At 45.8% G+C, this 22799-nt stretch carries 17 protein-coding genes; 5 read left to right on the forward strand and 12 right to left on the reverse strand.

The window, feature by feature from the left end:
• Positions 1–262: 262 nt before the first annotated feature.
• The 3 genes from ACJJH9_RS07390 to ACJJH9_RS07400 form a co-directional block, all read right to left on the reverse strand.
• Positions 263–1324 (reverse strand): HupE/UreJ family protein, encoded by a 1062-nt coding sequence (locus ACJJH9_RS07390; RefSeq protein WP_444888719.1) that lies wholly within the window; start codon positions 1322–1324, stop codon positions 263–265.
• Positions 1314–2228 (reverse strand): peptidylprolyl isomerase, encoded by a 915-nt coding sequence (locus ACJJH9_RS07395; protein ID WP_444924797.1) that lies wholly within the window; start codon positions 2226–2228, stop codon positions 1314–1316. The genes ACJJH9_RS07390 and ACJJH9_RS07395 overlap by 11 nt, the downstream gene beginning before the upstream one ends.
• A 104-nt stretch (positions 2229–2332) precedes the next feature.
• Positions 2333–4249 (reverse strand): DUF3604 domain-containing protein, encoded by a 1917-nt coding sequence (locus ACJJH9_RS07400; RefSeq protein WP_444924798.1) that lies wholly within the window; start codon positions 4247–4249, stop codon positions 2333–2335.
• 175 nt (positions 4250–4424) lie between these two features.
• On the opposite strand from ACJJH9_RS07400, the gene ACJJH9_RS07405 reads away from it, so the two are divergent.
• Positions 4425–5453, forward strand: a complete 1029-nt coding sequence (locus ACJJH9_RS07405) for an AraC family transcriptional regulator (RefSeq protein WP_444924799.1) — start codon at positions 4425–4427, stop codon at positions 5451–5453.
• A 742-nt stretch (positions 5454–6195) separates the two neighbouring features.
• Here the strand turns inward: ACJJH9_RS07405 and ACJJH9_RS07410 are convergent.
• From ACJJH9_RS07410 to putA, 8 genes are all read right to left on the reverse strand, one after another.
• Positions 6196–6762: a hypothetical protein gene (locus ACJJH9_RS07410; RefSeq protein WP_444924800.1), complete on the reverse strand. Its 567-nt coding sequence runs from the start codon at positions 6760–6762 to the stop codon at positions 6196–6198.
• 215 nt (positions 6763–6977) lie between these two features.
• Positions 6978–7475, reverse strand: a complete 498-nt coding sequence (locus ACJJH9_RS07415; RefSeq protein ID WP_444924801.1) for a GNAT family N-acetyltransferase — start codon at positions 7473–7475, stop codon at positions 6978–6980.
• 373 nt (positions 7476–7848) lie between these two features.
• Positions 7849–8034: a DDE-type integrase/transposase/recombinase gene (locus tag ACJJH9_RS07420; RefSeq protein ID WP_444924802.1), complete on the reverse strand. Its 186-nt coding sequence runs from the start codon at positions 8032–8034 to the stop codon at positions 7849–7851.
• Positions 8035–8406: 372 nt separating this feature from the next.
• Positions 8407–8745 (reverse strand): transposase, encoded by a 339-nt coding sequence (locus tag ACJJH9_RS07425; RefSeq protein ID WP_444909891.1) that lies wholly within the window; start codon positions 8743–8745, stop codon positions 8407–8409.
• A 525-nt stretch (positions 8746–9270) separates the two neighbouring features.
• Entirely contained in the window at positions 9271–9549 is a 279-nt protein-coding gene (locus ACJJH9_RS07430; protein WP_444909890.1) for a hypothetical protein, read from the reverse strand.
• Between the two features lie 962 nt (positions 9550–10511).
• On the reverse strand, positions 10512–10877 hold the full coding sequence (locus ACJJH9_RS07435) for a hypothetical protein (protein WP_444924803.1): 366 nt from the start codon (positions 10875–10877) through the stop codon (positions 10512–10514).
• 477 nt (positions 10878–11354) lie between these two features.
• Positions 11355–11750, reverse strand: coding sequence for a hypothetical protein (locus ACJJH9_RS07440; RefSeq protein WP_444924804.1), 396 nt, complete (start codon positions 11748–11750; stop codon positions 11355–11357).
• A gap of 498 nt (positions 11751–12248) precedes the next feature.
• On the reverse strand, positions 12249–15395 hold the full coding sequence (gene putA / locus ACJJH9_RS07445; RefSeq protein ID WP_444885288.1) for a bifunctional proline dehydrogenase/L-glutamate gamma-semialdehyde dehydrogenase PutA: 3147 nt from the start codon (positions 15393–15395) through the stop codon (positions 12249–12251).
• Between the two features lie 141 nt (positions 15396–15536).
• Here putA and ACJJH9_RS07450 point away from each other — a divergent pair, with 141 nt between their 5' ends.
• From ACJJH9_RS07450 to ACJJH9_RS07465, 4 genes are all read left to right on the forward strand, one after another.
• Positions 15537–16046: an Lrp/AsnC ligand binding domain-containing protein gene (locus tag ACJJH9_RS07450; RefSeq protein WP_252085528.1), complete on the forward strand. Its 510-nt coding sequence runs from the start codon at positions 15537–15539 to the stop codon at positions 16044–16046.
• 303 nt (positions 16047–16349) lie between these two features.
• Positions 16350–17504, forward strand: coding sequence for an acyl-CoA dehydrogenase family protein (locus ACJJH9_RS07455; RefSeq protein WP_252085529.1), 1155 nt, complete (start codon positions 16350–16352; stop codon positions 17502–17504).
• Positions 17505–17785: 281 nt separating this feature from the next.
• Positions 17786–19798, forward strand: a complete 2013-nt coding sequence (locus tag ACJJH9_RS07460; protein ID WP_444924805.1) for an alkyl/aryl-sulfatase — start codon at positions 17786–17788, stop codon at positions 19796–19798.
• Positions 19799–19869: 71 nt separating this feature from the next.
• Positions 19870–21093: a phytanoyl-CoA dioxygenase family protein gene (locus ACJJH9_RS07465; RefSeq protein WP_444924806.1), complete on the forward strand. Its 1224-nt coding sequence runs from the start codon at positions 19870–19872 to the stop codon at positions 21091–21093.
• Positions 21094–21190: 97 nt separating this feature from the next.
• Here the strand turns inward: ACJJH9_RS07465 and ACJJH9_RS07470 are convergent, their stop codons facing one another.
• Positions 21191–22720 carry a flavin-containing monooxygenase gene (locus tag ACJJH9_RS07470; RefSeq protein WP_444925211.1) on the reverse strand — a complete coding sequence of 510 codons (1530 nt, stop codon included), beginning with the start codon at positions 22718–22720 and terminating at the stop codon, positions 21191–21193.
• Positions 22721–22799 lie beyond the last annotated feature (79 nt).

Consider the following 22799-nt stretch of genomic DNA (forward strand, 5'->3'; position numbering starts at 1 on the left):
TCTTTATGAGGCAATGATAAAGTGGAATGTACCAGATATGGAAAGTTTGGCACCTTATGAATCTTATCATATGTCGGTCTGATACCCGTGCAGGGTATGATTTGAACGATGTTTCATTGAGTTGCAGCACTGCAAGCGCAGCATTCTTTTCATAGCGATAGTACAAATAATACGATATAGCTGATCCTTTTGGATCTTTCAGGGTTCGAAATGCTTTATTGGATTAATATCGGTTTAACCTAAAGTTAACAGTTTACTTAACTTAGTAAATCAAACCCAGAGCTCTGTCGATTGACCAATATGCACTAACTACTCCAACTGGATAAATAATGTAGCTTGACGGCGCCAAGGTATATTTATAAACAAATGAAACGCTCCATCTTGAAAAGGTCCACTTGATCAGGAAAATTGAAACAATCAAGACTAAAACAAAGAGTATTTGCCCAAGCTCTACACCTATATTAAAGCTAAATAAAGCGATGATTTTCTGACTTTGTGGAAGGCCTAATTCTGTTAATGCGCTGGCAAACCCAAACCCATGTAACAACCCAAATCCACCAGCTACAATAGCAGGATAACGCCAGGTCAAAGTGTTTTTATTACCTCGCTCAATGGCGTATACAATTTCTGCGGCTAGAAACATAATGCTTAATGGGATCAAAACTTCCACAACATCAATTCTAATGGAGAATAGATTTAAACTTGCGAGCCCCAATGTGAGGGAGTGTCCTAATGTAAATCCACTAATAGCGACTAAAATACTCTTAAGACCTTGGGCAATAAATACTAAACATAATACAAAAAGCAAGTGATCATAGCCCTCTAGTATATGTAGAAATCCAGCTTCGATATACTGTTTAACGCACTCCCAAATGGTTAATTTATAAGGCAAGTCTATTACTAAGATCTTTGGGCCATTAAAGATGTTGATTGTATCACCCTTAAGTTTTTTATATTGAATTAAGCTTGATAAGGCAGGGTTAGCAATTGGGTATGAGATTTTTAATTTAAGGGTGTTCTCTGCTCCTTTAAAATCTTGCAGGTGGGGGGCTTGACATAGATAGCTCTTAACATGGCGCCCAGAAAAATCTAATGTAGTTGAGTGCCTTTGGCAAAAATTTCCTGTCAAGCTTACTTCAGGCTCAGTACCAGGCTGCATAACTGGCGGTGTTTTCCAGCGAAGGATGTATCTGCTTTCCGAGATCTCTTTTAATTCAATGTAAAGCGGTCTTCCATCATGCGCAAAACTTAGATTATTAAAGATTGTAACTAGTAAAGAAATTATAATGGTTGTAATGGTCTTGTAGAGACTTCTATTTAGCATAGGTTGTGTCCATAGGCACATAAGGTAAGGAGTTGTCCCACTCAACTCTATACTCAGCCAGCAATTCTTTAAATTTCATTTTTTTATTCACTTCCAATTTTTCTCGTCGATAATCCTCTAGAACTAAGGGGTAGGCCTCGCTAAGGCTGGGTAGGCGACTTTTTTTGTGATCGCTAACCAATATCAGGTGTAGACCATAGGGGGACTCAAGCGGGCCAGACCAGGTGTTTAAGGGCAGGCGGAAAACATTCTGCGCCAAAGTATTTCCGAGATGGCTAGCTACTAGTTGAGAAGTTCGTTCTACATAGTTTCGATGGAAAAGAAACCTATCCCCATAGAGGGAAGATTTTTCAAAAGGGATTGATTGTTTTAAAAGTTGATCCAAAGTCTGCTTGGCGGTCTCCTTTAAATTTTCTTTAGAGTAATGCCTCGCATCAAAGAAAACATGGGTGAAAGTAATTGATGCTTCGATGCGATATTTTTCTTGATTAAGTTGAAAGTAATTTTTCAAATCTTCATCAGTAATACTTATCTTACTAGAAAAGCCTCCAGTTACGTAGTCCAGCTTTTGAATAAGTCGTCTTCGTATAATTTGATCATGCTCCTGTAAACCTAGATTGATCGCTTCTCGATAAAGTATTTCTTCCCTAATGTAATCATCAATCAAGTTGAATTTTTCAGTTTGAGTTAGGCTTTGCCAATAACGTCTAGCAAATGTTTGGTTGAATGTTTTTTTCTGAAATTGGAGGTGCTCAATTATCTTGTCTTCGTTTATAAGTAGGGTGTATTCTTGATTGAATCTATTATCTTTGTTTAGAAATTCTGCAGCGATGAATAGTATTAATGCGACAATGAAAAAGTGTAGCAGGGGTTCTTTTCTTAGTTCTTCAAACTTCCACTGCATTTAATGTCCTCCATTGATATTTATAGAGAGTTTCTATTCTTCATCAGAATGGATTAACGAAATTAACCATCAGGCTTCTTTAGTTATCGGGTTTATTAAAGATATTAGGGGGTATACCAGATAGGAGAAGTGTAAGCACGCTCCTGGAGAACCGCGGGCCCTTCAGGTGGTATCTGAATACTTCCATCATTAACTTCTTTTGAGGCTACGGCATCGTAGAGTGAATGGCGTGGAGTAGGGATCTGCAATACTCGAACATAGTAAAAAGCGCGTGCATTTACATCAAAATCTGGGTCTTGCCATAAAGTGGATAATTCAATAGAACCAATCTTATTGGTATATTGTCCTGTTTCTCGATTTACTGTATCACCTACGGAATCTAATTTCCCTTGGTTGTTAAGAGTACGTTCCCCAGACCAAGCAACATTGAATATTTTTTCATGGCTTTTTCCTGTCGTATCTAACCAGGATTTAACAACTTGGATTCTATCCAGATTTGCTCCTTTGGGATCTTTAACCGCACGTATGAGCAGCTGAATTGGTTTGTTAGCTTCTTGTGGTTTGGTCAAATCTCCTCCCATAGGTACGCCATGGATGTATCCCAATTCGGCGATATTTTCAGCATCGATGGCGTGCTTAGGGAAGTTCCAGCCGGCAAAGACACGTACCTGTATTCTAGGTCCGGTAGTGGCATACACTTCACGGCGTTTAAACGCAGCGAAAAGGCTCTCTCTTGTATTTTCTTCTGCCCAAGCGGCAGCGAGTCCAGAAGCAGACATATTCCAGCCAGTAGCCTTGGTCCCGCCAATGACAGTGTTGGTACGCTTGCTAGTTGGTATGGAATCATGGGCAAATTTACCCCAGAAATTGTTCTCCTCTGCAGTAGACATACCAGTATGTGAATCCGTGGACCCTATAAAACCCAACTTATAAGGGTTTGCACCAATTTTATCCTGTATCTCCAGGCCAGTACGCAAGGCGGATCTAATGAAGTCACCTTTAGCAATACGGTAAGCCTCTGGATCAGCTTGTAAGTAAAATGGATAATTTTCGAAGTCGGCGAAGGGATCTCGCGGTGAAAGTTTTGAATGGGTTTCTGAATCCCCCTTAATTTGTGTTATTTCGACTAAGGGCTCCCAGCGCATACGTGTGCGCGCATACTGTGCATCAATTGGCTCACCGCGCAGTGTGGTTTCTGCGAACATGTAGCCTTTGGAAACATTGGAGTTATGAGGAATGGCAATAAATTCACTGCCAGTTCGTTGAGAAGTCTCATCTAACCAGTGCCATAAATCCTCTGGATATTGGCTCTGGTCAGACCCAAAAGGAAGATACTGCTTAGCCTTTTCTGCACCATCTAGGGACACCACGACCCGGTGTAAATTAGCCCCGGTTGGTGTTGAACTCCATTCCCAGCCTATAAAGCTGGTGAAGGTACCTGGGTTATTGTGACGCTCTGCGGCGTCGATTATATCGTTCCAGGCGCTTGTCCGGGTTTTATTCAAATCTCCAAGCACTGGTTCCGGGGGCTGGTTAGCTGGATCCTGGACAGGATCAAGGTAGGTTTCGGAGTCTAGTGCTTTAGCTGGCAGCAGCTCATTGAAAATATCCATACCCTCATTGATCGATACCTTATAGCGAATATGCTGCTTGGCAAACCAGCGCATCATCGACTGATAAAAGGACATCTCGCTATCGAGCTCATCTGTTTCATTAACCACTGCTCTCATAACACCCAATCCTTCAGCGTGATCCGATACCACTAGAAAATCCAGAGGTGTATCGATACGTACTTTTGCATGGGTATAAGGGTGAATGACCGGTTGCCCCTTTGCCCAGCGGTAAGCGGTATCCGGGGTTGCCGAATAATTTTGGCTTAAGAAGGCATCAAATGAGTATGAGGTATGAAGGTGCATATCTCCCCAAAAAAGCTGAGTCGGCTCATTGGCAATAGCTACATGATGCATAGTGACTACTACCAGCCCGGTAAGATACACAACTTTTTTAATAAGACTTTTCATGTTTTTAATCGTTATAGTCGTTTATCTTTTTTAAAGCATAGACTCACTTAACATGCCAAGATTGTTAGGATAATCTTGACAGGCAAGGAAATGAGTCAGTGGATGCTAATCGATTGGCTTATAGGTTTCTTTGCCGATAAGGCCAATCTCTTGACTAATTAGGACATATGTGTAAATGGCTGAGTATGGACACACGACCATTGCAACGTGGGTATTACCCATTATTGAAACATTGAAACCATATTGTTCTGCCCAAGAAATCCTGCGGTGTGCAGAAATTGACCCAAAATGTATTGAGGATGCAAATCAAAGAATACCTCTAGATAATATGAAAAAACTATGGGAATTCGCTGAAGCTATCTCAGGTGATGATTGTATTGGATTGCAAGTTACTAAGTACGTCAAACATACAAATCTTCACGCTCTAAGTTATGCGCACTTGTCGAGTAGCTCCATTAGAGAAAGTTTATTGAGGTCAGCACGATTTTCAGAGGTGGTCACCACCGCAATGAGAATTAATATACATGATGAAAAGAAGCAAGTTATAGTATCTTGGAAAAAAGTCGATGACTTTATTTATGAGCCAAGTATTCATGCTATAGATGCCTTTATGGCATTGCTTATAAAGTCCATTGGCAAGATATGCCCAGAAGTCCATCAACACTTAATATCCATTAATCTACAGAGACCGAGACCTTCCGTTCTTAAATACCATCAACGGATGTATAGATGTCCAATCAATTTTTCGGCTGATTCTTGCGAGATTAGATTTAAGCAAGAGTTTGTTGACCGGAAGCTCTCTTCAGGAAACAATGAGTTAGTTAGCATTAATGAACAGGCCTTGATAAGTTATTTAGAGCGATTGCGGAAGAGTGACATAGTCAGTATGACTAATAGAGTGCTTATTGACCTGATGCCCTCAGGAGATTTTTCACAAGAGGCAGTGGCCAGGGAGCTTGCTATTAGTTGTCGTAGCCTACATAGAAAACTCAAAGAAAAAAATTCCAGTTATCAGATCATTCTGGATAAAATACGTAAATATCAAGCGGTTCAATACCTTAAAGAACATGAGCTTCCTATCACTTTAATTGCCTATAAACTAGGTTTCTGTGATACTAGTAGTTTCTCTCGAAGCTTCAAAAAATGGACTGGACAATCACCGCGCGAATTCCGGAATAATTGTAGTGAAAGTGTCTCTATTTAAATTGGTATAGGCTGAGTGCGAATATGATCTTTCAAAGAGACAGCGGCTATATTTGAGTTTTGTATATGTGAGATTAATTGAGTCCAGATATTCTCTTGTTTGGTGTCGGTGATCCAGATCTTCTTGAGGCTATCTATAGATAGGCCTTTGCATATTGAGCTATTCAGGCCAATCCATTTTTGGCGATCTTTGTTGTGCGAATATAGTGTGAAGATCTATTATTTTATGGGCAGTTAGTCGATTATCTAGAATATTAAGCTCGTATTTCTTGTCTCCTATTACCATATCTTTGGTAGTTCGATGGTCTTCTTAGTTTTAGTGTTTACGTCCTGGGCGATCCAATATATAGGATAGTGTAGCACTGACAGGCTCTGTGGAGGATAGATGGAATCATATTATCTACTATTTACTAGGGTAGGGTGGCTAAATTTATGACCACAAAATTTTAGGCTTATATATGATTTAATACTGTGCTAACAATCAGTAGCATACAGTAACTATGATGAAGTATGCCCCATACTGTTGTCTCAGCCGTTAGAGGCTAATTGTCAAGGGTCGGTCTTAGTAACGTGCTATTTGCGGATACTTAAATGCTTAAGCTTTGATATTTCATTGCTTGATACCATTTTAGTTGTTTCGTAATTTTCCCAAATTCGAGTTTTTATAAAAATCTACGAATAGCTATGGTTAATGTGGCTGAATAGTGAAGTCTGTCAATTCAAATCATAATTTTGATATCGTGTTATGCGTCCCCGCAAATTTCCGTACTTACCCAATCGTCTGCTTCGCTTAATGGGTATCCCTGATATCTGTATATCTCACCTTCATCTAGGCCTTTATTCTCAATAAGATATTTTACAACAATATGGTAATCCCGGTATCTTTGTTGCTCTTTACTTTCAGTGAGTGTAGAAGCGCAAAGAGGGATAGTAGACTCTCCGCGAGCATATTCAGCCACACCTTCCAACTTCCATGTGTCTACCTGAAAGTGTTGTATGCCCAACTCCCAATATTGCTCGATATGCTTAGCTTCATGCTTAATTACTCCGTCTATAGATGTCTTTGCATTTTTTACCGCCGTTTCGTTGATGTAAGCAACACCGATGAAAGGAAGTGTAAGCCCTAGAGAATCACCAGAGATAGGGTTAAGTAGTTCAAAAAACCAAGGGTTTTTAATTACATATACTTTATCTTCTGTGTCTTGAGAAAAAGTAAAAGCATGAGCTGAAAAAGCTCCGTGTACTAGAAGCCATATCCAAGTAATCGTATTAACGATTGATTTCAAAGTCTTTGTAATTTTTATTTTCATAAATTCTATTTTAATAGGTTACGCTTTATGAAGCGACTTTTAAAAATTTGTAAGGCTTTTGGTGCTAAAGCATACTGGAGTTATATGTTGCCTGAGCATCGCCACAATAAGTTTTGATCAGCGCTATTACTAAACTCAAACCACTATGCTTTAGACACGAAACCCGTGATTGAATGAAAAATGTCAAGTGTTGGAAGTCATTATTAAATATTATTTTATGTGTATAATTTGTAGTTGGGGTTAATTCTTGACATTAATATCATATCTATGTATCGACCATTTTTAAACGTGCTCAAACGCTTTACACCCTCTGTTTCAAATCCAATTTTTTCATATAGAGATTTTGCTGATATGTTATCAGCATGCACTTCTAATTCCACGCGTACTAAATTCAGCCAGTTATCAGCCTGATTAATTGCCTCTTGCATTAGAGATTTCCCTACACCTTTACCTTGACTAGCAGGGTGAACAGCAATAGCTACTGAAGCAGTGTGTTTGCCACGTGCTTTATTTGTTAGGAATAAAGTGGCGTGTCCAATTACTTTCCCATCTATTTCTGCAATCAGAGTGTATTGATCCGATGACGAGAACAGATTTGAAACTTGTGAGGAACTCAAAAATGGAGGCTGTGAAGTATTCGCTAATACCTCACTAAAGCTATAAATTTCATGAAGATCTTTATGGTCTATTTCTTCTAAATGTCTTATTTTCAAACTACATCCTTATTGTAAATTGGACTGAACGCATAACGTTCGGTTTAGGGGCGGCTGAAGCATAGCGTAGAAAGCCTCCCCCCTTAAAGTAGACACCACCTTATGCGGCTATTCTTTCATATTCATCTGGGCTTTTGAACCCAATTGAACTATGTCTTCTCTTCAAGTTATAGCATTTATCAAGGCACCAAGATGAGTTCGCCCTAAGGTCCTTAACCGACTCAAAGTAAAAGCCTTTGATACTATCAGTTTCAGTGTCTGGAAAAATGATTCTACATACACATTATTATTCATAAACCCTGGTCGATTCATGCTTGGGTCAATACCTGGTTCTTTGAGTCGGTTTTGGTATGCATAGGCACCGTACTCAGACTCACGGTCGTTGTGAAATATTAGATCTGATTTTATTGCTTCTGCGACGGAAAGCTTTATTTAGCGCTGATAGTGTCGATTCAACAGTTCGAGTATCCAACAATTCCCAACCCACTACTTTTCGGGAGTAAAGGTCAATAATTACGGCTAAATATTGCCATTTCCTATTGATCTTCAGATAGGTCACATCACTTGCCCATGGGAGTCTGGTTTCGCCGACATACCATGCTCTCGTTGTATATTTTCAATCTTAATACAAGGGTTTTCAGGTGACGGGCGTTGACGATAGATCTTTCCTGCTTTTCCCACGACTTCAGTCTCTCGCGTAAGGCGCTCAACGTGTTTGTGATTTGCTCACTCACCATTAGCTTTCAGCTCTGTGCTAATTCTTGGGCTTCCATAATTACTATTATGCTGCGTGTAGATAGCCTCTATAGACCCTAGAATCCGTTTACTTTCTATGTCTGGAGTACTCTCATCACTGTTAAGCCGCTTATAAAAAACTTGAGGTTTAATATTTAAATTTCTACATAAGTACCTGACACCAAAGTCTGATCGATTAAGAGCTATGAACGTTCAGGTACATTTCCCACTTTTTTAGGAGATCATTCTCCTTTTGCAATTTCTCAACCTGCTTTTTAAGACGTTTTATCTCTTTATCATCAGTTTGAGACTGAGTTTTCGTTATCTTTGTCATACTTATTCTACGACTGGGCTTCTCGACCAGCTTGCCTTCTCTACTTTCCTGTCGCCATCTATACACCATTATTGGATGCAAACCAATAATGTTAGCGATAGTAGTCGTATCTACTTTCAGTTGATTAGTGAGAGCTACCACTCTAACTTTGAGCTCTGTTGAGTATTCAACAATCCGCTCTTCACTCAGTATTTTCGGCATTTTTTCCTATCCTATTCAAAAGGTAGGCGTCTATTCCATGGGGGGAGGTTTCAAAGCCGTTCCAGTCATGCAAAGCATGGCGACTACAGCCGCTTGTTAGGATCTTGATTCGCAAAACTCTCTCTCATGAACTCTATTACACCAGTAAAGAGAATTCTTATACCACAATTTACTGATGCGGCTCTCAGGGCCTGCATAAGAAATTAATGGCTGATAAAAAGTACTATGTAGAAAAATAGCGGTACGTGCGATTGTATAACCTGGTTCTACACCAACTGTATATCTGGCCATCAGAGGATATAAACAGAAGAACCCAGCTATATAGAATGAAGCAATCCACACAGTTAAGTAGGCGAATATTCTGTGCTTTCTCTGCATTTGTGGGCCTCCTAACGCCCACGGCATGGGCGGCTTGCCTTATGCGCGTTTTGTGCGAAAATGGGAGCGAAGCGACCGCGCAAAACGTGCATAAGGTAAGCCGTCCCGCAGAGGCCCGAAGGGCCGGAGCTTCACTGCCCATGATTGTTATGTTTGATCTCGCCGCGTAGCCTCTAAATATACAGTTCTTTGACGATAACTCTCTTCAAATGCCACCAGCGACGCTAGCAACCCGGCCAAAATAATCCCAAAAGCTGCGTAGACAGCAAACGAAAGCATATATGGCACGGAGACACCAAAATACATTCCAGGAACAATACAGATCGGGACTAAAGCAAGTACAGCAGTTGAAATGAAATGCAAAATTTTGAGGACTGCAAGTAGCGGCTTCAGATTTTCGCTTCTAAGATTTTTATAGCTGAACATTTTGCTTTCCTTGGCTTTCTGCTACCGAAACATAACGTTGCCAGCAAGTGCAGCCGAAGCGGAGCGTAGGCTGTCCAGCCCAGCCTCCGGCTGGGCATTCTTGCCTGGCCTGGTTATATTGGCGCGCACTGAACGACCTACTAGCTCTCTGCCAGCCAACTTTGGCTGGCCACTGCCCGATAAATTTACAGGGAAAAATACCATACTTTCCCAACCAGTTAACTATCTGATTCGCACTCTATGATGGCGTAGCTGGCTTGCAGGGCTTGCTGACTTAAAACGATGGCACTGGAGCGAAACTGCGGTACCAGATTACAGGAAAACTCTCAGGAAAAGAGTGCTCAGATAGAGATTGATGCTTGCAGCAGCTACAAAACATCTAAAAATTAGACCGCCACAATAACGCCCACAACAGGGGCGGCCGAAGCGTAACGTAGGCCGTCCCGCAGAGGCCCTGTCAGGGGCCGGCGCAAACTGCCTGTGAATGTTAGGGCTGATTTTGCACGGCACTATCAGCCACCTTAATTAATACCACCGGGGGTAACCTTCTTGCTTGATCAAATGCGAACTTCTCTGATTCAGTTAGAAGAAATTCTTTGTTGCGATACTTTACGTAAAAGTATGATTTTTCATCCATGAACTCACTTTGGAAGGTGATTTGGTTTCCATGTAAGGAGTATGAACCTCTATAGGGCCTGTATGGCGGGTTATTAAGATGACAATTTGGGTCACTTCTATCGCATAGGATGTCGGTGGTCATTTGGTGAATAAAACCACCTTTGTTTACTTCTAAGATGTGCCCGCCAAATAGGCCTAGGCCTATCGTTGATTCGCTTTCATACTTGCCATAAATTTCACTTCCTAGAACTGAGCTAGAAATTAGCAAACACATGGCAGCAACAATTCTTAGCATGATGCTGCCCTAACGTCGCAAACACGCGCTTGACGCGTGCTTTGCCTTGTTAACCCCACTCAACAAAACTCTCCCCTTGCTCATTTATTTCAATGAAAATATCTGAGTAAGGCGAAATTTCAGGAAACTCGACACCAGGGTCACAGCGAACAGTAAACCCAAGAGCCTCCACTAGCCTTCTAGCAAATTCAACATCAGAGTTCCATTTTTCTGCACCCTTGATAAAAACTGATATATAACCATCTTTAATGCCAGTATTAATCAGAACCGCAGTCTTATTACACGTGAATAAAGTATATCTCTCATTGATTTCGCAATCGCAAGACAACGCACCAATCTCTTCATTGAGGAATGAAACCACTTGCGTTGTTTCATTTCCTTTCACGTAAACTTCTATATCTTCCATTTTAGTCATATGGGTTAACGTTGCCAGCAAGGGCAGCCGAAGCGGAGCGTAGGCTGTCTCGCGGAGGGCCGCAGGCTCGGAGCAAACTGCCCGGCATTGTTATGAGTTTCCGCGACTTCAGTGGGCACCGTATTCTCCCAGGCTTGGAAAAGCGAACGTAGTTGTAACGAGAGAAAACATTACTAAGGATTTTATTAAAAGCTCTACTCTTGATCTACGCCAAACTTCGGGTGAACCTTCCATGTTGCTCCACTCTCCCGGCATATCATCATCTAGCGTGACCAAGTGACCGATCACAGCCCACACCGATAGACCGCAAAGTGTATAGATGTACGCAACACCCGCAAAAATTGACAATCCAACTACAACGACAAGGATAAACAAGCTTGATAGAAATATATTTATTTTCTCATTCACAATGAAACCCAGTCATTCGGACTCATAACGTCCTGCTAAACGGCAGCCGGAACAAATTTCAGCAATTTGTTAGGTGTTTCTGGCACGATCTACCCTCTCGATTAACTCAGTTACAATGGGATTTTTTGAAAATGGGTTTAGCCTCATTGGGGGATTAAACGCCAGCTCTTTGCCTATGGCACCATCTGAACGGACATGTAAGATAATCCTTTCTGGTGAGCTCATTTGGTTGTAGCTAATGTTAACAATATCTTTGAGAAGAACTTTTTGCTCCTTCCCTCCTTTTCGGAAGAGTAATGAATCACCATCATCATAGACTTCGTCAGCTAGATCCCAGAGTAGATTTTTGAAGAAGAAAAAGCCAAAGGCAGCCATGAACACTGGCATGACCAAAACATCAATGACTCTTTGGTTGCCCCAGCTATTAAAGAGGTGACCAAAAATAATGTAAGAAACCCAAACCATATACTTGGGAAAAGCTTCTTAAAATAGAATGTTGTTCCAGATATTTTCTTCATGCAATCTCTGATACCTAACAGCGTATTCAAAAGCAGCTGCATTATATCTCCATTCATATATCCCATCATCATAGACCGCAGGCATAGCGAAAAAAACCAGAAAACTCAGTCTTTTAGACATAATTAGTACAAACGTCAGAATGTGGATATAAGAAGTTGCATAGTTATCTTGTTATTTCGTGGCTTTTGATATTATTGACAATGCCTTAAAAGTCAGTGAGTTGGCTGGTTGCTCCGGTGGATATGTGCCGCTGCTTTTGATCTTGGATACATCTAGAGAACAGCGCCGTAGCTACATTGTTTTAAGCATTATTGCCATTTAACAGTGACATTTTGGGTTTGGCTAAATAGGGTGGGGCTGTGAGCGCTGGGGAGGGGGTGGTAGGTGATTGTGATTTTGAAGTAAAAAAGAGCGGGCTTTGCCCGCTCTTTCAGCTCTTAAGGCTTACTGCCCCAAGCTAAACAGCTGTGTATTACCACCAGTGGCAACGGTATTAATGGTTTTGGTTTTCTCGGTGGCAAAGCGGAACAGGTAGTGGGGGCCGCCGGCTTTGAAGCCGGTGCCGGATAGGCCCTGGCCGCCGAAGGGGTTTACACCTACTACTGCGCCGACCATATCGCGGTTTACGTAGCAGTTGCCCACGTTCACACGCTTGAATACCGCGTCGGCGCGGCCTTCGATGCGGGAGTGCAGGCCGAAGGTGAGGCCGTAGCCGGTGGCGTTGATGCGGCGGATCACGTCCTCCAGTTCTTCGGCTTTAAAGCGCACCACGTGCAGGAAGGGGCCGAAGACTTCGCGCTTGAGCAGGGAGAAATCTTCAATTTCTACCACTTGCGGGCCGAAGAAGGTGCCTTGGCCGGGTTTTTTGTTTTCGTCGAAGGCAAATAGCGGTTTTGCTTCTTTGGCCATACGTTCCCGGTGGGTTTCCAGCAAGCCCAGGGCTTTCTCGTCGATCACTGGGCCGATATCGGTTTCCAGTTTACTGGGGTCGCCAAGGGTCAATTCTTCGCAGGCACCTTTGAGCATATTGAGCAGGTTATCTGCAATCACGTCCTGCACACACAAAATACGCAGGGCGGAGCAGCGTTGGCCGGCACTCAGGAAGGCAGATTGAATCACGTCGTCCACTACCTGCTCGGGCAGGGCAGTGGAGTCTACGACCATGACATTCTGGCCGCCGGTTTCGGCGATCAGCGGCACGATCGGGCCCTCTTTAGCGGCCAACTGTTGGTTGATCAGACGCGCAGTTTCGGTGGAGCCGGTAAAGGCTACGCCGCCCAGGCGCGGATCTTCGATCAGCAGTTTACCCACGGCGGCGCCGGTACCGGTTATCAGGTGCAGTACCTTGGGGGGAACGCCGGCGTCGAGCATGATACGCACGGCGTGCGCGGCGATGATGGGGGTTTGCTCGGCGGGCTTGGCCAGTACGGCATTACCGGCGGCGAGGGCGGCAACCACTTGGCCGGTAAAGATGGCCAGGGGGAAGTTCCAGGGGCTAATGGCCACAAATACGCCGCGGCCGCCAAGGAACAGTTGGTTCTTTTCACCGGTAGGGCCGGGCAGCTCGGTGGGCTCAGCAAAGTGTTGGCGCGCGGCATTGGCGTAATAGCGGCAGAAGTCTACCGCTTCGCGCACTTCACTAATGCCGTCGTTGAGAGTTCGGCCCGCTTCCAGGCAGATAATGGCTGCCAGTTCGTTGGTTTTCTTCTCATAGAAGTCGGCGATACGATCGAGAATCTCAGCGCGGCTGTTGCCACCCTGTCGGTCCCAGTCGATCTGCGCTTCGGTGGCGGAGGCGTAGGCCCGCTCAATTAAATGTTTGTCGGTATTGGCGGTATGGCCGATTACTTCGCCGCTGGCTGGGTTGTAAACCGGCTCTTCAGACTTGCCCATTACGCCATCAACAATAGGGCCACCGAGGAAGTGCTTGCCCTGTTGTTTTTGTACTTCTTCCAACAGGGGTTCTACTGCGAGTGGGTCGGTCAGTTCTATGCCGTGTGAATTTTTCCGTGGCAGGGCCTCTGCGCCCATATAAATATTCTCCGGTACAGGAATTTGCGGGTGGCGGAGTGGGTTGCAGGCTTCGCTTAAATCGAGGGTATCCTGCACCAGTGCTTCAATGGGTGTGTCTTCATCCATAAAGCGGTTCACAAAGGAGCTGTTGGCGCCGTTCTCCAACAGGCGACGCACCAGGTAGGGCAGCAGGTCGCGGTGGGCACCCACGGGGGCGTAAACCCGCACGGGTACACGCTTGCCGTGTACGGCTTCGATCTGTGCGTAGAGCAGGTGACCCATGCCGTGCAGGCGTTGGAATTCGAAATTGGTGCGCTCGCCGGCCATTTCCAAAATCAGGCCCACGGTATAGGCGTTGTGGGTGGCGAACTGCGGGTAAATCGCTTCTTCCGCGTCCAGCAGTTTTTTTGCACACACTTGGTAGGACAAGTCGGTGTGGCATTTGCGCGTGTACACCGGGTAATCGCTCAAGCCCATTTGTTGGGCGTGCTTGATTTCGCTATCCCAGTAAGCACCTTTAACGAGGCGCACCATCAGCTTGCGGCCGGTGTCGCGGCCCAGGGCAATCAGCCAGTCGGCCACATGGGGGGCACGCTTCTGGTAGGCCTGCAAAACAAAGCCGAGGCCCTGCCAATCTTTCAGTTCCGGGTCGCGGGCCAGGGCTTCAAAAATATCCAGGGAAATATCTAGGCGCTCGGCCTCTTCCGCATCGATATTCAGGCCCATATCGTATTTGGCGGCGGCCACACACAGGCGTTTAACCTGCGGCAGCAGTTCGCCCATTACACGCTCGCGCTGCAATACGCTGTAGCGGGGGTGCAGGGCGGAGAGTTTGATAGAGATGCCGTTAGCTTCGACGACATCGCGTTTACTGTTGTCTTTGCCGATGGCTTCGATGGCCATCATATAGGCGTCGTAATAGCGCTGGGCGTCGGCCATGGTGCGCGCACCTTCGCCGAGCATGTCGAAGGAGAAGCGGGTGCCGGGCAGGTTTTCCTTGGGGCCGCGCTTCAGGGCTTCTTCGATGGTGCGGCCCAATACATATTGGCCGCCCATAATTTTCATGGCCTGCATCATAGAGGTGCGCACCATGGGTTCGCCGATGCGGCTGATCAGGCGCTTCATCCAGTGAGAGGGGCGCTCGGTAATATCCGGGTCCAGCTCGACCACGCTGCCGGTGAGCATCAGCCCCCAGGTAGATGCGTTCACAAACAGAGAATCTGACTGGCCACGATGGCTGGACCAGTTGCCGGAATGCACTTTCTCGGCAATCAGTTTGTCGGCAGTATCAGCATCGGGAACCCTGAGGAGGGATTCCGCTAAGCACATCAGTGCCACGCCTTCTTTATTGGAAAGGCCGAACTGCTGCAGGAAGGCATCGAGAGTACCGCGCTTGCTGCGCTGCTGGCGCGAGTGGCGCACCAGCTCGCGCGAGGTGTTCAGAATTTTCTTGCGCAGGGCGTCACTGGGGCGGGGGGCGGCCAGGAGCTCGCTAACACATTGGTTTTCGTCGGCGTGCAAATACTCGTGTGCCCGCTCTCGGGCATTCTGGAGATCTCCGGCGAAGTTTGTCGACATATCGTCTCCCAAGCTCTATATCTAGGGTCAGAATAAAAGACCGGATTATGTGCGAAAGTGCTTAGAATTAATCGCCATTTTGGCGACGGTTGTGGTTAAATATCACGCCTAAATGCGTGATTGCCAGTAGGGTATTTTGTAATGTCTCGACAGTTGGAAGATCTGGATCGTATCGATCGCCAAATACTGCGGATTCTTCAACGGCATGGCCGCCTGCCAAACGTAGAGTTGGCGCGCCGTGTGAACCTCAGTCCCACCCCCTGCCTGGAGCGGGTCAAGCGCCTCGAGCGAGAGGGCTTTATCCGTGATTATGTGGCGTTGCTGGACCCTCTCAAGGTTCATGCCGGCTTGGTGGTATACATCCAGGTGACGTTGAATAACACCGCTACCGAGGCCCTGGAGGCCTTTAACCAGCATGTGGCAGGCCTTGAGGAAGTGCAGGAATGTCATATGGTGGCCGGCGGCTTTGATTATCTTGTGAAGATTCGCATTAAGGATATGCTGGGTTACCGCCGTTTTCTCGGTGAGAAGCTGGCCTCGGTACCGGGTGTACGGGAAACCCACACCTATGTGGTGATGGAGGAAGTAAAAACAGATACTGCCGTGGCGGTACCTGATCCAGAGCCTAAAGGTAAAACTACCAGGCGCTAGGCCTGCGTTTGAACGGTCAAGGATGGCCGAAACGCTCACCACTTGGCAGATAATAAACAAACAAGGTTGCCGAGACGGTGGGGGAGAGAGCACTCTTAGGTATCTTTCCGGGATAAGCTCGAACAGGGCTACACACCTAAACACTTCCCAGCACCGCAAACCTTTCTATTGATTGCAGATTTCCCAGGGGAAAATGGCGAATTGACAACCAATGTCTGCCAGGATTTTATTATCCTCAACATTATGAGTGAGCGGTGCCCTGTGCCGCCCATCCAACCGCGATAACGATAAAGTAGGTACTGTATGGATTTTTCACTGAGCGAAGAGCAGCAGATGATTCAGGATGCGGCGCGTCAGTTTGCCGAGAGCGAACTGAAGCCCATCGCCGCAGAGCTCGATAAAACCGGTAACCGCGAGTTGATGCTGGCCAAGCTGAAAGCCTTGGCTGAACTGGGTTTTATGGGGATCAATATCGATCCCAACTACGGTGGCACCGGTGCCGGCACCATAGCTTTCAGCCTGGCGATTACCGAGCTCGCCCGCGGCTGCAGTTCCACGGCTACGACCACTTCTGTTACCAATATGGTGGCCGAGGTCATCCAGGCCGTCGGCAATGAAGAGCAGCGACAAAAGTATTTACCCAAGATTTGCAGCGGTGAATATGCCGCGGGTTCCTTTTGCCTGACAGAACCGGGGTCAGGTTCCGATGCCGCAGCCATGCGCACCCGCGCCGTGAAAGACGGTGACGAATATGTGCTCAGTGGCAGCAAACTGTTTATCAGCAGTGCTGAGTTCGCTGGCATTTTTGTAGTTTGGGCAGTAACCGATCCCGAGGCGGCCAAAGGCAAAGGCATTAGTTGCTTCCTGGTGGAGGCTGGCACACCGGGTCTGATTATCGGTAAGGCCGAGGAGAAGATGGGGCAGAAGGCGTCTGTTACCAATGAAGTATCCTTCGACAATTGCAGAATCCCCGCCGCCAATCTGTTGGGTGCAGAGAACCGCGGTTTCCGCATTGCCGCCGGCGAGTTGGCCGGTGGGCGCATTGGTATCGGCTCACTAGCGCTGGGCATCGGTCTTGAGGCATTGGACTGCGCTCGCAGTTACATGCACGAGCGCGAGCAATTCGGCAAGAAGTTGGCGCAATTCCAGGGTTTGCAGTGGCAATTAGCCGATAAATATACCGAGTTGGAAGGTGCTCGTTTGCTGTTGTTACAAGCCGCATGGCAAAAAGATGCCGGTCAGGCATTCGGCCCTGCGGCCTCTATGGGCAAGCTGTTTGCCAGTGAAAAAGCCAATGAAGCCTGCTACCTGGCCCTACAAATTCACGGTGGGGTGGGTTATACCCGCGAGTATCCGCTGGAGCGTATGAGCCGCGATGTACGCATTACCACTATTTACGAGGGAACCAGCGAAATACAACGCCTGATTATCGCCCGGCATCTACTCGATGTGCGTTGATGGATTTATGTAGCCAGTGACTTGTGGCCCTGGGGAGGTGGACTATTTCCGACTTGCCCAGTGCCCCTGGAGCCGCACCTTATAGTGTCCCAGCCAGGACACCCTGGCTGGCCCCGCTCTTCATAGCGGGGCTAGTGACTAACGACCTTCCTCTGCCAGCCTATAATCCTTCCTATTCTCTACAGAAGAGTCTCTTCTTCCACTTTGCTCTCAACCATTATTTTTTACTAATAGGCAGATCCACTACAGGGTTTGGCGCAATTTAATATCGGGTGAGAAAAATGAAAAAAAACCGAGGTGCTATTGCTAGAAATGGCGCTCTGATCTTATTTTTTTTGTTATTCATTCCCAGTTTACTGTTGGCGTACGAGCCAAAGCCTGCCAGCGTAATTACAAAAAAAGCAAATCAGGCGGTACTGAAAGAGTTGCCCTTTGCCAATCGGGAGGATTTTGCCAATGTAAAAAGGGGATTTATTGCCCCACTTTTGAATGACGGTATTATCAAAAATGAAAAAGGTGATCAGGTATGGAACCTGCAGGCCTTCCAATTCGCCAATGACCAACAAGCCCCTGCCACAGCTAACCCCAGTCTCTGGCGCCAGCTTCAGTTAATCTCCCAGGGCGGTCTCTATGAAGTGATACCGCGAATTTACCAGGTGCGCAGTGCGGACCTCTCCAATATCACTTTTATTGAGGGGGATACTGGGGTCATTGTTATGGACCCCTTAATCTCTACGGAAACCGCAAAAGCCGGGTTGGATTTATATCGTGAGCATCGGGGGCATAAACCGATAGTGGCAGTAATTTATACTCACAGCCATGTCGATCATTACGGCGGTGTGCGTGGGGTTGTTAATGAAGAGGAAGTAAAATCTGGCAGGGTGAAAGTGATCGCACCCAAAGATTTTTTAATTGAGGCGGTCAGTGAAAATGTGTTTGCCGGTAATCATATGGCGCGCCGTGCCAGTTTTATGTATGGCAACCTTATACCCAAAGGCCCAATGGGTACTCTGGGATCGGGCTTGGGGCTGGAAACGTCCACAGGTACGGTCACTCTGATTGAGCCTACCGATACGATCAGTAAAACTGGTGAAACAAGAAAAATTGATGGCCTCACGTTTGAGTTTTTGATGGCACCGGGCTCCGAGGCCCCAGCAGAAATGCACTTTTATATTCCCGAATTAAAGGCGCTTACTGCTGCGGAGAATGCCACTCACACACTGCACAACCTTTACACCCTGCGCGGCGCCAAGGTGCGCAATGCCCGAGCCTGGTCCCGCTATCTCAATGAGACACTTCAGCGTTGGGGGGGGCAGGCGGAAGTCCTCTTTGCTCCACACCACTGGCCCACCTGGGGGCCGGAGAAGGTCGTCAACCATTTGAAAAAGCAGCGCGACCTGTATAAGTACCTCAATGACCAGACCCTGCGATTGGCCAATCATGGCTATAACATGGTCCAGACTGCCGAGTTAATGCAGCTACCCCCAGAGCTTTCCCAATACTGGGCCAATCGTGGATATTATGGCAGTGTCAATCACGATACCCGAGCGGTCTGGAATTATTACCTTGGGTTCTTCGATGGAAATCCAGCGCGGCTCTATCCAATGCCACCCACGGCGGCGGGAAAAAAATACGTTCAATATATGGGGGGGGCGGCCAATCTCATAAAGCAAGCCAAGAAAGATTATGAGGCTGGAGAATACCGCTGGGTGGCGGAAGTGCTGGACAAGCTGGTTTCCGCTGAGCCCAACAACCGCGCTGCCCGTGACCTGCTGGCGAATGCGCTGGAACAGATGGGTTACCAACAAGAGAATGGTACCTGGAGGAACTTTTTTTTAAGTGGTGCCAGGGAATTGCGTGATGGTATAGAGCGATTGCCAGTGCCATTAACTGCCAGTGCCGATACCATCCGCAGTATGCCTACGGTGCTTATTTTTGATTATCTGGGAATTCGATTAAATGGGCCCAAGGCCACCGGGAAGCAGATTGCTATTAATATTAGTTTGCCGGACATACAGGAAGCATACTCTCTTGTGCTTGAGAATGGTGTGCTCAACTACGGCCCCCCAATAGAAAAGCCCCAAAGCTTCGTTACTATTAATCGCAATGATCTCAACGATATTATCCTGGGGGCATCCTCTATACAGGAAAAACTGAATGAAGGTGCGGTGAAAATTGATGGGGATGTGGGGCAATTAAAGGTATTGCTTTCCCTTATGGATAAATTTGATTTTTGGTGGAATCTGGTTACTCCAGAACCAATGAATATAAATACTCCAGCGGAACAGCCTTAACCATTTTTCTCTGGCTGATATTAGAAATTATGGGGTTTCATTTTCGTTGGTAACTATAAGTCGGAATGCTTATGAAAAAGGGCACTTTGGCGGAAATGCTTAAAGGATTTGGCTCTATAGAGGAGGTTGCTGGTGGGTTTGAAATAACAAGTCTGCAATCCCTGCGGGTATGGGCGATGGTGGCACTGGTAATGCTTCATAAAGTATTTGTTCTGCCATGGCAGGGGAAAAAGAAAAAACGATTGCTTGATGATCTGGATTCGCTTAAAAACCTGACTGTAACTATTTCTCGAGATAAGCTGGATAGGCCAAAGGAGGGGGGCTGCTTTCTCAATGAAAAAGATTTAGACTTTTTTGAGAAGAATGGTTATCTGCCTCCGTTTCAGGTTATTTCTAAAAGTGAGGCAGAGCAACTTAGGGGTGAGCTACTGGACGAGTTTTCATGTGATTTTCATGGGAAAAATTACATGAGCGAAAAAGTTAAAGACATTGCTGAAAGGCACGATCAGTGGTCGATAGAGGTGGCCGGGCTTTATCAGGCATTGAGAATAAAGTCACTAAGAGCACTATTTCGCAGGCCGCAAATAACAGAGCGCCTAGCTAGCTTGTTGGGTGATGAAGTTATGTGTTGGCGGAGCCAAATGTTTCATAAGTTCCCTGGTGCAAGGGGGACGATATGGCATCAAAATGCTACTTTCCGAGAGACAGGGAAGTATGCCAAGTTACAGCCAAGCCAGAAGATGGACCCAGCTGTTATCCAGTTGAACGCCTGGGTGGCGCTTACAGACTGCACGGAGAAAAATGGTTGTTTGCGTATATTGCCAGGGTCAATGGGCGATGCTCGGATGGATTATCTCTATGGTTATGTTCAGGACAATCAAATCTTTTACTTGTCATTGTTGCCATTTTCTATTTCTCATTTATATGCGTTGCTCAAGATAGCGCTCTATGGAACTATTTTTGTTAAGAGTACACTACTTTTTCGTACAGCAGTTGAGCTGTTAGGTGAGGACTACTTTGATAAGTTTAAAGTTGTTGACCTCCATATGAAGGCTGGTGAATGCCTGATTTTTTCCTCCTTAAATATGCACGCTTCATATCCAAACACCAGTAATGATGATTCACGGTTTTCTGTTGTGGCTCGCTGTACACCAAATCATGTTAGGGTGGCTCCATCAGGAGTTGATGTGTATTCAACGGCAGAAGGGTTAGTTGAATACAAGCTTCCAGACGTACCCAATTTTCAAGTATATGGGACAGATAGTTATGGCTACAATAAAGTAATGGACGATTAAGTTTTCATTCTTGAATTTTGTATAAACTCTCGTTTATTAGCTTAGCGCCTTGCTACTCCACATAAAACTGGGGCATCGCTTAACGGTCCTCTATTGTTTAATGGGTGGCCATATCTTCTGTTATATTAGTGTTAGCTGTTTCTTTTTCTAAGTTTGCGGAAGCCTTTTTTGATTGAAAGGTAAGATAAGCATCCTTAATAGGCTCCTGTAGTAAAATTTTGTAATCTTGTTCGTAATTATTCAGAAGGCGCCACGGATATTTATTACCCTGGCGGGGAAGGGCATGATTTCCTCTTCTGACATAACCGGAACTCAGGCTACTCATCACAGAGTTGTTTTCAGCGCAGGCCTCGTTATCTTCCGCCAAACAAATCTCATACTGATGTTCATCCATATAATTGATTAAACGGCAGATGTAGCGGGCAGAGATATCTGCTTTTAGGGTCCAGGGGGCATTAGTATACCCAAACACCCAAGACATATTGGGGACACCTTCCAAGAGCACAGCTTTATAAGTGAGCTTCTCACTGATGGGTACTTTCTTGCCATCAATACTCAGCTGCATGCCTCCGAGCACTTGGATATTTAATCCGGTAGCTGTAATAATGATATCCGCCTCGATCTGTTGCCCTGATTCCAACTCGATACCCTGTTTGTCAATGGCCTTTATCTCCCCGGTTTCTACTGAGGCTTTGTCTGATTTTATTGCTGCAAAGAAATCATCATCGGGCACTGCGCAAATACGTTGATCCCAGGGGCTGTAGCTCGGTGTGAAGTGACGCATATCAAAGTCGTTGGGTAGGCTTTTGCGAACCCCCCGCAGGAACAGTTTGCGCATAAAATGTGGCCAGCGTTTAGAAGCCTTAAAGAGCCAGCGTTGTATTTTTATATTTCGCCAGCGCGCAAAATTAAACACCCAGGATTTTGGTAGAAACTTTAGTAACAGTGCCGAGAGTTTATCGAACGCGGGTACGGAAATAACATAACTAGGAGAGCGCTGTAACATGGTGACATGCTTGGCTTGATCAGCCAGGGCGGGTACCAGCGTAATAGCGGTGGCACCACTGCCAATCACAACAATTTTTTTGTTTTGGTAATCCAGTTCTTCCGGCCAGTGCTGGGGGTGGATGTAGTCATCCTGAAACTGTTCGGCACCAGGAATTTTTGGGAGATATCCCTGGGAGTGATCGTAATACCCGGTACATGAGATTAAAAACTTACAGCTGTAGTAACAGGGCTTGCCGCTCTGAGTATTGCTTCCCTGCAGAATCCATAGTTCTTTTTGGCTATCCCAGTTGGCGCTGTGGAGGTCGACATTAAAGTGAATATCTCTACTAACTGCATACTCGTTTGCAGTATCAATGAGATATTGGCGGATAGAGGGTCCATCAGCCAATACTTTCAGCCCCGGCCATGGGCGGAAGTCGAAGCCAAAGGTGAACATATCTGAATCCGAACGAATACCTGGGTAGCGGAATAAATCCCAGGTGCCTCCGATTTGAGAGCGACGCTCTAGGATGGCAATTTTCTTGGAGGGGCATTCGCGGCGCAGGTGGCAGGCGGCTCCGATACCGGAAAGCCCGGCTCCAATAATTAGCACATCAAAGTGAAGTGGTTGCAAAATCATCATCCTTTTTGTGTCTTTAGACGCAATAGACTGCGTAGATGTGAAGCTTTTTTATTGCTACATTGCGACAAAAAATTAT

The sequence above is a fragment of the Microbulbifer mixtoriginis (SeqCode) genome, assembly GCF_052466715.1.

What these genes read in the sequence shown, in the direction of transcription:
- putA (WP_444885288.1), bottom strand. Translation starts at nt 15,395, where the DNA reads ATGTCGACAAACTTCGCCGGAGATCTCCAGAATGCCCGAGAGCGGGCA.
- ACJJH9_RS07465 (WP_444924806.1), top strand. Translation starts at nt 19,870, where the DNA reads ATGAAAAAGGGCACTTTGGCGGAAATGCTTAAAGGATTTGGCTCTATA.
- ACJJH9_RS07395 (WP_444924797.1), bottom strand. Translation starts at nt 2,228, where the DNA reads ATGCAGTGGAAGTTTGAAGAACTAAGAAAAGAACCCCTGCTACACTTT.
- ACJJH9_RS07390 (WP_444888719.1), bottom strand. Translation starts at nt 1,324, where the DNA reads ATGCTAAATAGAAGTCTCTACAAGACCATTACAACCATTATAATTTCT.
- ACJJH9_RS07470 (WP_444925211.1), bottom strand. Translation starts at nt 22,720, where the DNA reads ATGATTTTGCAACCACTTCACTTTGATGTGCTAATTATTGGAGCCGGG.
- ACJJH9_RS07430 (WP_444909890.1), bottom strand. Translation starts at nt 9,549, where the DNA reads ATGTTCAGCTATAAAAATCTTAGAAGCGAAAATCTGAAGCCGCTACTT.
- ACJJH9_RS07400 (WP_444924798.1), bottom strand. Translation starts at nt 4,249, where the DNA reads ATGAAAAGTCTTATTAAAAAAGTTGTGTATCTTACCGGGCTGGTAGTA.
- ACJJH9_RS07455 (WP_252085529.1), top strand. Translation starts at nt 16,350, where the DNA reads ATGGATTTTTCACTGAGCGAAGAGCAGCAGATGATTCAGGATGCGGCG.
- ACJJH9_RS07435 (WP_444924803.1), bottom strand. Translation starts at nt 10,877, where the DNA reads ATGACTAAAATGGAAGATATAGAAGTTTACGTGAAAGGAAATGAAACA.
- ACJJH9_RS07450 (WP_252085528.1), top strand. Translation starts at nt 15,537, where the DNA reads ATGTCTCGACAGTTGGAAGATCTGGATCGTATCGATCGCCAAATACTG.
- ACJJH9_RS07440 (WP_444924804.1), bottom strand. Translation starts at nt 11,750, where the DNA reads ATGGTTTGGGTTTCTTACATTATTTTTGGTCACCTCTTTAATAGCTGG.
- ACJJH9_RS07410 (WP_444924800.1), bottom strand. Translation starts at nt 6,762, where the DNA reads ATGAAAATAAAAATTACAAAGACTTTGAAATCAATCGTTAATACGATT.
- ACJJH9_RS07460 (WP_444924805.1), top strand. Translation starts at nt 17,786, where the DNA reads ATGAAAAAAAACCGAGGTGCTATTGCTAGAAATGGCGCTCTGATCTTA.
- ACJJH9_RS07425 (WP_444909891.1), bottom strand. Translation starts at nt 8,745, where the DNA reads ATGCCGAAAATACTGAGTGAAGAGCGGATTGTTGAATACTCAACAGAG.
- ACJJH9_RS07405 (WP_444924799.1), top strand. Translation starts at nt 4,425, where the DNA reads ATGGCTGAGTATGGACACACGACCATTGCAACGTGGGTATTACCCATT.